The organism is Nostocoides australiense Ben110 (assembly GCF_001050535.1).
Lineage (GTDB): Bacteria > Actinomycetota > Actinomycetes > Actinomycetales > Dermatophilaceae > Nostocoides_A > Nostocoides_A australiense.
Window position 1 is genome coordinate 2,794,785 of record NZ_HG764815.1, and the last position, 11,765, is coordinate 2,806,549.

The following is an 11,765-nucleotide window of genomic DNA, read 5'->3' on the forward strand; positions in this document are numbered from 1 at the left end:
AGCAGGCACACCTTGTCCTGCTCGAGGCGGACCTTGACGTGGATCCCGTCGACCCACAGGTACACGTAGTCACTCTCGGCCAGCGAGCGGGCGTTGAACGCGCGGGCCTCGTCCTGCCACTGTGCCGTCAGCCGGGTCACCGTCGCCGCCGACAGGCCCGCGGCCGACCCGAAGAAGCCCTCCAGCGCGGGCGTGAAGTCGCCCGAGGACAAGCCGTGCAGGTACAGCAGCGGCAACACCTCCGCCACCTGCGGCGACTTGCGCGCCCACGCCGGCAGGATCGCCGAAGCGAACCGGGCCCGTTCTCCGGTCACGGGATCGACGCGCTTGTCATTGACCCGCGGCGCCTTGACCGGGACCGCGCCGGCAGCGGTGGCGACCTCGCGAGGCGCGTGCGAGCCGTTGCGGACCACCAGCCGGTGACCTGCCTCGTCGACCTCACCCGCGTGGGCGTCGATGTAGGCGGCGACCTCGGCCTGCAACGCCGCCGCCAACAACGCCCGCGCGCCCTCGCGGGCCAACTCATCCAGCATCGACCCGCCGACCGCTGCCGGGGTGTGCTGGTTGGACTCGGACTCTTCGTGAACTACCGTGAGCATCGGGCGTACCTTCCCGAACCAGCGCGCCAACGCCGGTCCTGATCAGAGCGAACTGTTCATCCAGATCTTCCTCGGGAAGGTGCGCCCATCACGCACGCCCCGCCGAGGACCATCCACAGGTTCTGATCATTGCTCACTCACCAGGGCAGCCGACGCGCCTCGGTGAGAGTGGATGCGAGTCAAGTCGGCGACTATGACCGCCAGATCGCGTGTATTATCGTGTCCGAAATATGCCAACGCATGGAGGATTATGCCCGGACAGTCACGCGGAGCCACTCACTATGTGCTCGTTGCCACGGCGGGGTTTAGTGAACATGCCGACTGGTCACGGCTTCGGCGTTCGGCGGGAGAGACTGACAGCGTGATATCAGCCGTCGCTATCGATGGCGCGCTGGCGATCTCAGTGGTCCCAGCTCAGGATGCGCGGTTGTCGGCACCGAAGATTACGATGCCAAGGCCAGCGCAGGAACCTGGATCAGCTGCGTGGGCCAGAGTGCTCGATGAGGTCTACCATGCCCAGGCTGCGATCCCTAGCGTCCAGCGCACTGAGGTTCATGTCTATGGAGAGGTCTCGACCGGTCGCGCGCTCTCCGATCTAGCGCGCAAGGACGGGAGCATCGTCGTTCACATTCACGACGAGCGGCCTGACAGCGGTCGCGCAGGCCACCTGCCTGGGGTGACATCCTCTAGAACAACCACCCACTCGGACGACACCCAGAGGCCCAAGGTAGCCGCTCGCCCGCCTTCCCGAGCATCGGCACCGATTGCGCATCCAGCACGGGCACGCGTTCCTAGCCCCACTCCACCCTCGCTGCCTGTCTCGACCGTCAACCAACCGGGGTACGGACGGACCGTGAAGGACTCATTCAAGATGTTTTGGATCATGCTTGGCGTATCGGTTCCTCTGTGGTTTTTCACTCCGGATGTAGCGTCGTTTGGCACTCTGGTCATCCCTGGCCTCAACACCGCAGTCTTCGCCGCCAGTGAGAACAACGGGAGAAGCGTTGGGGATGGACCTGCGACACTGTACGCCCATCTTGCCCTTGTCCTCATCCTCACCTGCGCCGTCGTGCTTGTCCTCAACCTGATAATTGGGAATGCCGATGAGAAGTTCGCCTGGTTGCCGACTCTCTTCACCGTTGGAGGCGTTATCGGGTTCTTCTGGCTTGTGATCTCGAAGGGTGGCGAACTTTGGATGTGGGACGTCGCCCCGGCCTCTGGCGTAGTCGGATACATGCTCGCTCAACTACTTACTCGAATCAGCAGATCGTGACTACTGGCCGTTTACCGGCAGCTGAATGGTCTGACCATCACTTTGGACGTACTGAAACACCGCGTCTGCAACGGTAGTCCCGCTTACAAAATCTGGGCCGTCCGTGACTACCTGCCCTTCGGGCAAGTCTTTCGTGTCCATGTGCTGCCAGCCTTTGTACACTTGAATGCGGTTGCAGTCTCGTGACCCGACATCCGATCCCTTGATTCGCGCCGTCCAGACCTGGTACAGCCACGACTCCCCCGAATCATCAGTCAAGACAGCTTCCGCATGACCGCAAGTCAGGAATTGATCGTCGAACGGGAATGCGGTTGACATGAGCCGAGCCGCGGTACCCTCTTCCGCAGAAGTCCAGAGGGTCGTTCCGAAGTGACCCGCGACCAGCCCCGCAGCGACCAGGAAGAGGCCAGCGATGCCTGCCCCCTTCCTCCCTGACCAGGGCTGGAGGACCATCGCGAGGCCTGCGAGGACGAACAACGCAGCCATACCGCCTACGTAGAGCGGAAGGGCGTAGGCCCAGAACTCACGTGCATCTGTGTCAAAGACTCCGGAACCCGCACTGAAGAGGATGTTGTCCTGGAGAACGAATCGCCCCACCAGCCAAGGCACAACTGCCGTGAACGCCGACCAGAGCAGTAGCGAGATCGCAAACTTGTCGACCAGTGAGCGCTTGCCGAGCCAGTCCCGCGTCGAGACCCGGTTACGTGCACGCGCAGCAACCACGCTCTGAGGGGTCTCAGGGAGAACCTTGGCCACGGTACTGATGACCGCGACACCCAGCCCGATGTAGAGTACCGGCGCATACGCCATCCACATACCCCAGAAGCTTGCGGTGTTCATCAGGACTCCGGCAATAATTGGTGGTGCAGGCCACACGAGGAAGTCAGGGATCACACCCGGCATCACGCCGGATAGAAGCCCATATCCAAAGCCCAGCATCGTAAGCCATCGCGCGCGCGTCCCGACGAGAGCAATCAGTGCGCCGAAAAGGAGCGCGACTCCGAACGCCCTGGACTGAGCGTAGGAGACGACATCCGCAATTAGTGCGGCATCCCGAGGGTAGGAGTAGCCCCAAATGTTGGTCCAAACGTAGCCTGGGAACACGCCGAGAAGGACCGTCATCGCTGCCAAGATGCCAGCAAAGAGCCGCCGCATAGGTTTGAACCTTGCGACGAACCCCTCGCGGGAACTCGGCGCTGTCGTGCTTTGGGGTATTCCGGCTGTTGGGGTCGAGGCGGCGACGGTCGCTGGTGTCGTCACTATCGGTGCCGTGGTCGGGGGCACTGGGCTCGGGCGTGCGGCCTGGCGAACTGGGTTCGGCGCCTGGGGGGTCGCCTGTCCAACTGACGGTGGAGCCTTCCTCGCCTGCTGCCGCAGGTAGTACGCCGGCGGTAGACTCGTCGACGCAGCGGCAGACTTTCCGGCGGTCTGAGTGCTCGACGCTCTGCCCGCCCTCCCCGTCGCAGGTTTCTGCGCGGCAGCCGCCGGAGGCTTGTAGGTCGACCGCGCGGTGCGGAGTGCGCTCTTGTCAAATACCCGGAGCTGTACCGTCTTCTCTCCGCTAAGCGCGTCGTTGAGCTCGGTTTCGGCAAGCGCAGCGCCGTACAGGCGTACCTCGGTCGTTTGGATGGCTGGGACGAGGCCCTGGGCCTCCATCAACTGGTCTATGATCGCTGCGGCAACGCCGGGAGACGCGGTTCCCGCTCCGACCGTCGACACTTGCGCCGGAATCTGGTCGGCGGTCGGCACAGGGCGCACGATCCAGTTCGAGCGGGATCCATCGATCAGTGCAAGCGACAGGTAGCCTCCGGTCGCCGCGATGTTCTGGCGTATCGCGGTCCAGTCGAGCCCCTTCGACGCCTGCCCGGACTCGACGACGATGAAGACATGGCGCCCACGCGTTGAGGCTTGAGCATCCCCGTTCACATACATCATCTTCCTGGGTGAGCTTGACACCAGTCAAGTTCGCACAGCAGTATTGCCGTACACCACGCCTGTGGGCGGCGTGTTCGACTCGACCCCAACGACCGGAGGCAGACACGTGGCCACCGATACCCAGCAACTCGAAGCACTTGAGGCGGACGCGAAGTACATCCTCCCCGTGTACATCGCCGTCGATCACTCTTGGTCGATGTCGCCCGCCGAAAACAACGCGATCGATGCAGCCAACTCGCTGATCCCGACCATCATCCGGACCTGCGTCAAGAATCCCCTGGCGGACGAACGCGCCAGGTTCTGCGTTATCGGGTTCAATGATCGTGCGCGGGTAGTGTCGCCGCTCGCGAGAGGCACGAATCTGGCTCAGCACACGTTCGAGGCCTCAAGCGGTACGAGCTTCTCCGAGGTGTTCAGGCTCCTGCGGTCACAGCTCGAGGCTGACTACTCGTCGCTGAAGGCTGACGGGTACAAGGTCTACCGACCAGCAGTGTTCCTCATCACGGACGGGGAGCCCCTTGACGATCCTGCGTCTGCATTCGCCGAGCTGACCGACCCGAACTTCGACCGTCGCCCCAATCTTTCTGTGTTCGGTCTTGGACACAATGTGCCCCAAGAGGTCGTTGAGACCTACACCGCAGGCAAGGGCCGTGCCTTCCTTACGGCAGATGGGTCGGGAGCCTCGGAGGCACTCGGCGGATTTATCGAAATTCTGATGCAGAGCATCGTAAGCAGCACCGCTAAGGTCAGCAGCGGCGACGCGTCCGAAGCCGACGACGGCTTCAAATGGGACGACGACGCGATTGCGGACGAGGATTTCCTCCTAGAAATCGAGTCCTGAGGTGCCCTGGTGGTTCGGATGCCGGGGAAAAGCGAACCAACGCCGACCTTCACGGAAGCGGGTTGAAGGGATGGAAAAGCCAACGACGCCCGACGATCCCATCGTCGATTCGGAACCGCCTGCTCAGGAGAGGACGCCAGCCCCGGTGCAGGAACCCCAAACCACTTCTCCGGAACAGGCCCCTCAGCCGCGCAGTCCGGTGCTCCCGGATGCTTCGCCCAGCACGCCGCCCTTCGATGCGTTCGCGGAAATCCAAGAACTCTTCAACCCCGCTGAGGTGGACGCGGAACCCTCGGCCCACGCTGGGGTCGAGACAGATGCAGCAGAACCGCCGCAGTTGGTGGCAGATGATTCCGAAGCTGCACTCCTACCTACGGACCAGCGGGAGGAGCTTCGGTGGACTCGACCTGCAGCCCCAGATGACGTAAGTGTGCAGGAAGGCGTCTATCGCGGCAGGACACAGGTAGGCGAGGCAGGCGCAATGCTCCGAATCTTGCCTTCGGTTAGAAGCAAACTCGCTGGAGCGTTCGTTCCGGATTCGATTGTCGACTCTGGCATCGTGAGCGACTCCGTCAGCATCGGGGTAATCAGCATCAAGGGTGCCAGCCATCACTTGTCCGGCATCCCGCGTCAGGATGCTTACGCGATCGGCTCCGATGATTCATGGGTAGTGATCGGAATCGCTGACGGTGTCTCCGAGGGGAAGCTCTCCCACGTGGCAGCGACTGAAGCCGCGCGAGTCGCAGTTACGGAGTCGATCCGGGCGCTCACTGCCTCAGACCCCGCGGATGTCTCTTGGCCAGAAGTGGGTAGGAAGGCTCGAGAAGCTATCCGCGCACTTGGCAAGCGCCGGGCGCAGCAGCAGGTCGGCCCGACCGACACTGCGCCAGAGATTTCAGATCGCACCATTGCACGCATAATGTCGACTACCTGCGACTTGCTCATTGCCCCCACCGCCCGGAAGGACGGCTCACTGCGAGTGTGGCGTGTCCGTATTTCGGGCGATGGAAGTTTGTACGTCCTTGACCCCACCCAAGGCTGGGGCCTGCTTGGCAATGGGAAGGACGCTGCATCGAGCACCGTCGACAACTCGGTTGGTGACCCATTGCCGATCGGCGGGGAACACCCTGACATCGAAAGTTGGGAACTGCGCCCCGGCCAGGCGATCATTCTCTGCACAGACGGATTCGGTGACGTTATAGGAGAGGGTGCGCTCCCGGTGGGTCGGTACCTATTCGATGCCTGGCAGCAACCACTCGACACCACTCAGCTTCTCTTTACCTCCTCGTTCGTCAACACGAACGCGGATGACGATCGAACCGCCGCAATCGTCTGGGCAACAGCATGAGCCGCACCCCAGCGGATGTCACCATCCAAAAGTCTGCCCTCGGACAAATGAGCAAACTCGGTAGAGGTGGACAGGCCACAGTCTTCAAGCTGGCGTCTCCACCGCCCATACCAGGAGCTGAAGGCCAGTACGTCTTCAAGCGATACCACAAGGAAATCCTTGAGGAATCGGGCCACTCATTGGCAACCACAATGCCTCAGCTCATTCTGCACCCGGATGACATGAACACTGAGGATCAGCGCTTCGTTCGCCGCTACACCGTCTGGCCGCAAGGGCTAGTGCTTGAGAATGGTACTGCCCAGGGCATTCTCATGAAGCTCATTCCAGAGCCATTCTTCTTCGACCTAGAATTTGGTGGCGTGGGTCCGAGTGAAAGGACTCTTCTTGAGGTGCAGTACCTCATGGCTCCTGAGTCCAAGAAGCCTGAGCGCGGAATCCCCGCCGCAACCGCAAAGGATCGGCTCTACCTGATCCTCGATGTTCTAAAGATCGTTGACTTCTTGCATAGGAATGGACTGGTGATCGGTGACTTCAGCCCGAAGAACCTCGTGGTCACTAACCCCGCGAAGGGCGTCGCCTCCAGCGGGAGAAAGTTCACGCCTAAGTTCCTTGATGTGGACGCGTTCCGCTTCGCAGGTGGAGTTCCCCCTATTCAGCAAATGCACACACCGAACTGGTTCCCACCTGAGGTTCGGGCAGCGGCCATCCTGCGTGACAAGCTGATCTCGGAGGGAGCGTCGCAAATTGAAATTAGTCGCGCGCGCGCCGCGGCCAATATCCAAACCATCAAGTCCGACATCTTCAAGATGGGCCTCCTGGCACTGAGGCTTCTTCACATCCCCCGAGACCCCAACGAAGATGACACCCAAAGCGTGTATGTCTCGACTACGGCCACCGCGAATATCGAGCGTCTTGTCAACCCGAGGCGCGCCAGGCTTCTCCGGAGCATGCTTGATGCTGATCCTGACAGTCGTCCGTCCGCCCGCGATGTACTTGCGGCGTTCTCAGGATAGCGCGTGGCTCTTCCCACATTGGCCTACTGGGTCAAGAAGCAAACGCCGGATGACTACATCGCGGTTATTCGGCGAGGACTGGCGGGCACGGTAAGTGGCGTTGAAGCGCACTTGACGAAAGTGGTAAGGCGGCTCGATGCGCGGGCCGATTCGATGAACGCCATCATCGCCGAGCGTGATGCAATCTCACGGGCGTTCGCGTCGCGATGGAACGCAACGGTTCCGTCCACCCAGAACTTTCCCTCAGCTTCGCCGCCGTCTGACCTGATCCAGCGGCTACAAACCGGGCGGATGCCTTGGTTTCAGTCCGGCAAGGAAGTCCTCCGTCAGAAGGAGAGCCAATGGGTCAGTCAGCGGTTCTTCCAGCTTGATGAGCTGCTCGTCAGTGAACTACGGACAGTCGCCAGTATCTGGAGCCGGGCTCTGCCTGCAAAGGTTGCCAGCCCGGCTTCTCAGCCGCCGGCGCTCATCGCTGGCATCCAAGACTTCGCGCAGGGACTGGATCGGGCAAGCCCGGGCGAGGGACCTCTCGTAATCCAAGTTGGCGAAGCTGCATGGGCAGTTGACGTCGTGGTACCGCACCTAGGAAGCGCGGCAGTGTCGGGTTTGACGACACAGATAGCAGCAGGACTGCCACCAGCCAGTCCATTCGCCACCCTGGTTGACCTAGTCCAAGATGGAGGGTTTGCCACTGATCATCGAACATCAGTGGAGTCCACCGTCGTGCGGCTTCTAGCGCTATTGCCTGCCGGGCTACTGAAGGTGCACCTCTTTGATCCTGTCAAGGTTGGTGCTTCGCTGAAGTTCCTGAGTGACTTGGGCGATGCGACACGTGCAGCCATCGCCGATGTGCGTGTCGTTGCGGCCGATCTAGAGCCACTTCTCGATGATCTAACACGCCACGTGGCACGTGTTACGCAGCAGTACCTCGGCTCGCGTCATAGCTCGTTGGCGGAGTACAACCGTGCAGCAGGTGAAGTCGCGGAGGCCTACCACCTTCTTGTGCTCATGGACTTCCCAACAGGGCGAGTTGACGATGACGTGATGCGCAAGCTCGACACGCTCGTAAAAGCCGGTCCAGCATGCGGGGTGTTCACGCTCATCCTCTCAGCGGACCCCGGCAGGTACTCATTCGGCTTGCCTGTGCTGCGCAACGAGGTCTGGGATGATCCAGCCAAGATGATCCCTAGGATGCGAGGTGTCCTACCGACGCTCCCTAGCGGGTCGAGTCAGGTGACCGTGGACAACATACGGTCGAAGGACTGGCGACGGTATATCTCGCTGAGGCCGCTAGTGTTCTGGCGTGGGTCCTCCTGGACTCCCTCGACTGCGCCGGAAGTCCGGAGCCTAGTAGCGCGCTTAGACAGAGACATCTCTGGCGCCAAGCCTCGGAGCATCAGTCCTTCGGCGACGGCCAAGCGCCTTCAAGCGATGCCCGGCCGTGGACGTGACGCCAGCCCTGACGATCCGTCAACCTGGTGGCGCAAGAGTGCAGCCCACGGCGTGGAGGCAGCGATCGGTGTGACAGGGGATCGCGACGTCGCAACGGTGGTGCTGGAATCTGCAGGTAGTGAGCCGGGTCTCATCATCGGTGGCCAGCCAGGTACGGGAAAGTCCGTCCTGCTTCACGCGTTGGTTTGTGATCTCGTCCGAAACTACTCGCCACGCGACCTAGAACTGTACCTCCTTGATCCAAAACAGGGAGTCGAGTTCACGGTCTACGCGACGGGTAAACTACCCCATGCCAAGGTCATTACCGTCAAGGCTCCACCTGAGTCGACGATCCTCGTTCTCGAAGACTTGATTGAACAGATCGCAGCGCGCGGTGAGCTCTTCCGTAACACGCGCACACCGAGTGGCGCGAACCCCGACAAGCTCGACGACTATCTATCCGTGCCGGGTGTCCGGCCGCTTCCCAGGATTGTCGCGGTCATTGATGAGTTCCAGGCGCTCCTCAATACGGGGAATGACGATACCTCGATGCGCGCATCGGGTCTGCTCGACCGGACCATCCGGGAGGGGCGCGCGTTCGGTGTCCACCTGGTACTTGCCACCCAGAGTCTCCAAGGCATCACGCACCTGCCGGCGGCCGTCACGAACATGATCGGGTCCAAGGTCGTGCTACGGGTCAGCGAAGATGACTCGCGCATTTTCCTGGGTCCGCAGGACCTCGACGCCGCCAGGCTAGGCAAAGGCAGCGGGAAGGCCATTCTGAAGCGTCCCGGCATTGACAAGCGAGAAATCCAAGTTACGAACGAGACGAAGGACTCGGCTCACAAGACGGCCAAGGCGGTGGCGATGAAGGCCTCTAACCCTCGACGTCCAACGGTGCTTGATTTCTCGCGGCTGCGGCCTCCTACAAAGTTGAGCGCAAAGTGTGATGGACGCAACGGACTACAGTTGTTGGTCGCAAGGGGTATGGGCGTCTCAGAATCGGTGATGGCGCGTCTTCCTCTCAACGAAGACGGGCATCTCTTAGTTGTGGCAGGACCGGGGCGAGGGAGTGCCTCCGCTCCCAGTCTCGGCACTCTGTCCGCGATGCTTGCAACGTGCGTAGTGGCGAAAGTCCCGTTCGACGTCGTTGATTTCGGTGATTTGCAGACACCGTTTGACCTTGCATTGGGAGAGATGCAGAGAACGATAGCTAGCCCTCAGCGCAGATTTGCGCGGAAAAACTTGTTTGAGTCGTATCTCGACCAAGCGCGAGCGCTCGCCCAGCAGAGCGGAACAAAAGCCTCCACCAGGAGAGTCCTTTTCCTGACCAATACCCACCGTAGCCGCGACCTCATCGATGGCGGGGACGTTGCATACAAGTTGTCGGAACTACTTGAGGTTGCCGCTACCGGACGCGTCCATGTCGTGTTGCACAGCGATACTGGTGCCGCAGCTTCACGCATACTTGCCAATGCTGATATGTTGCGCCAGTTCGGCGCCCGCCTCTTTGCACGAATGGACTCTGACAGCAGCTATCAGCTGGCCGGTTCGAATGAAGCTGAGAGGTTGGTCGGGGACGAACTGCTTCTGTGGGAGCAGACCGGCGAGAAGACAAAGGCAGTATCGTTCGCGCCGTTTGACGCTAAAGCCTGGGCGCGGATCGCGCAATGACCAAACTTGTCGTCGATCCGCAAACTCTTCGGGCACTTCAGCTAACCCTCAAAGCAACCTTGGCGAAGGCCACAGACGTGCACCGCTCCACTTTGCATGAGATGAGACAGGTACTGTCCGCTATCGACGGCGCAGTCAAAGTACGCCAAGCAAAGGTGCTTCAATGCGAGATCGCACTACAAGCGTGCCAGCGTGGAGACCGGAGCGACTGCTCCGTTGAAGCAGGAGCCCTAGCGGAAGCACAGCGGCGCCTCGCGGCTGCACTGTCTGCGAAAAGGAAGGCCTCCCAGGCAGCCTCAACCTTCGAATCACGGTCCCGCGCGTCGCTCAAGCGCTTGGAAGGTATCCAAGCCGAGGGACAACGCTACTTGAGCTTCAAACTCGACAAAGTCATCGCGGTAAACGCCGGAGGGTTGGGGTCATCGAGCGCACCCGCCAGCGCCGGTTCGATGCTGACCAGCGTGCCCGGCGTCGGAGGACTCGGAACACACTCCGTACCCGGACTTCCGCATGGATTCACGATGGTTCCGGTCGCCGATATCGACCAAACTGAGAATCCGATCCACGGACCACAGGACTTCAGCAAGGGTTACTCGATCGAAGACCTCGACTACGCATTCGATCTGCTCGAAAGTCAGGTGCTACCCGGGCTTGCCAGCGGCTCGACATCATCGAGCTTCGCGGCGGCCGACCAGGCCAACGGGAGCTTTGGAACCAGGTCTTTGTCGGACACGTTCAGTGGGTTCTTCGGCGGCGACGCAATTCGACTTGAACTACGTCCGGACGGTTCGTACTCGATCACGAATGGACGGCATCGAGTGTTCGTGGCGAGCCAGTTCGGACGGCACTACGTTCCGGCACGAGTTACCGGGAGTACTCCATGACCGTAGTCGGCCAGCAGTCCGGCGAGCTTCAATCCATCGCGGAGCAGATAAAGAGCCACGCCGAGCAAACCCGCTCCACGTTCACCGACGAGTCCCGCCCCCAGTTCGATCACCGCGTCATAGAGACGATGAGGACTGAGCTTCGCAACCTATCGACTCAGGTCTCCGAGCTCAGCACTGAACTTGAGTCCTCGCTGCGCCTGCTCAACTAGCGGGAGGCGCATACTGAGTCCATCACAGAGAGGTGCGCACCATGCATGCAGAGGTTCCACAGTCTGTGCTCGACCATGCGGACAGCTTCAAGGTCCTACCGATCTACATCGTAATCGACCAGTCATGGGCCGCTAGCGAAGCGCTCGATGCAATAAACAATCTGCGTATTTCAACTGTAATCCGGGAATGCATCAAGAACCCCCTCCTGGATGAGATCCTCCGCTTCACCATCATCGGGTTCAACGATCGGACAGAGATAGTCTCGTCGCTCACGAGAGGCTCGCACCTGTCCCGGCATACTTTCGTTCCATCTGGCGCGTCGACCTTCTCGGACATGTTCAGCCTCTTGCGGTCTCAGCTTGAAGCCGACTACTCACTCCTGAAGGGAGAAGGCTACATGGTGTATCGACCCCACGTCTTCCTTCTAGCGGATGGAGAACCACTCGATGAGCCCAGTGCAGAGTTCGCCGATTTGGTTCCCCCAAACTTCGCGCGCGGTCCACATATCTGGCTCATCCCAATCGAGGGTGTAGTCGGGGTCTGAAGCCGCCGGT

The 11,765-nt window shown here is 60.8% G+C and carries 10 protein-coding genes; 8 read left to right on the forward strand and 2 right to left on the reverse strand.

Annotated elements, in window-relative coordinates; genetic code table 11:
• A partial coding sequence (locus BN11_RS13465; RefSeq protein ID WP_048701489.1) for an IS256 family transposase occupies positions 1-599 on the reverse strand: 599 nt, incomplete at its 3' end.
• 853 nt (positions 600-1,452) lie between these two features.
• On the opposite strand from BN11_RS13465, the gene BN11_RS13470 reads away from it, so the two are divergent.
• Positions 1,453-1,872: a hypothetical protein gene (locus BN11_RS13470; RefSeq protein ID WP_157044152.1), complete on the forward strand. Its 420-nt coding sequence runs from the start codon at positions 1,453-1,455 to the stop codon at positions 1,870-1,872.
• On the opposite strand, the gene BN11_RS22790 is transcribed toward BN11_RS13470, so the two are convergent.
• Positions 1,873-3,798, reverse strand: coding sequence for a hypothetical protein (locus BN11_RS22790; protein ID WP_157044153.1), 1,926 nt, complete (start codon positions 3,796-3,798; stop codon positions 1,873-1,875).
• Between the two features lie 70 nt (positions 3,799-3,868).
• On the opposite strand from BN11_RS22790, the gene BN11_RS13480 reads away from it, so the two are divergent.
• The 7 genes from BN11_RS13480 (at position 3,869) to BN11_RS13500 (ending at position 11,755) form a co-directional block, all read left to right on the forward strand.
• Entirely contained in the window at positions 3,869-4,648 is a 780-nt protein-coding gene (locus BN11_RS13480; protein ID WP_157044154.1) for a vWA domain-containing protein, read from the forward strand.
• 559 nt (positions 4,649-5,207) lie between these two features.
• Entirely contained in the window at positions 5,208-5,996 is a 789-nt protein-coding gene (locus BN11_RS23840; RefSeq protein ID WP_162213236.1) for a protein phosphatase 2C domain-containing protein, read from the forward strand.
• Between the two features lie 47 nt (positions 5,997-6,043).
• Positions 6,044-7,009, forward strand: a complete 966-nt coding sequence (locus BN11_RS13485) for a protein kinase family protein (protein ID WP_157044155.1) — start codon at positions 6,044-6,046, stop codon at positions 7,007-7,009.
• 3 nt (positions 7,010-7,012) lie between these two features.
• Entirely contained in the window at positions 7,013-10,114 is a 3,102-nt protein-coding gene (locus BN11_RS21920; RefSeq protein ID WP_083433749.1) for an FtsK/SpoIIIE domain-containing protein, read from the forward strand.
• Complete coding sequence (locus BN11_RS22795; protein WP_157044156.1) at positions 10,111-10,998, forward strand: hypothetical protein; 888 nt, start codon at positions 10,111-10,113, stop codon at positions 10,996-10,998. The genes BN11_RS21920 and BN11_RS22795 overlap by 4 nt, the downstream gene beginning before the upstream one ends.
• Entirely contained in the window at positions 10,995-11,210 is a 216-nt protein-coding gene (locus BN11_RS13495) for a hypothetical protein (protein ID WP_048698468.1), read from the forward strand. Before BN11_RS22795 ends, BN11_RS13495 begins: the two co-directional genes overlap by 4 nt.
• 41 nt (positions 11,211-11,251) lie before the next feature.
• A complete protein-coding gene (locus tag BN11_RS13500) occupies positions 11,252-11,755 on the forward strand; it encodes a vWA domain-containing protein (RefSeq protein WP_157044157.1) in 504 nt (167 codons plus the stop codon).
• Positions 11,756-11,765 lie beyond the last annotated feature (10 nt).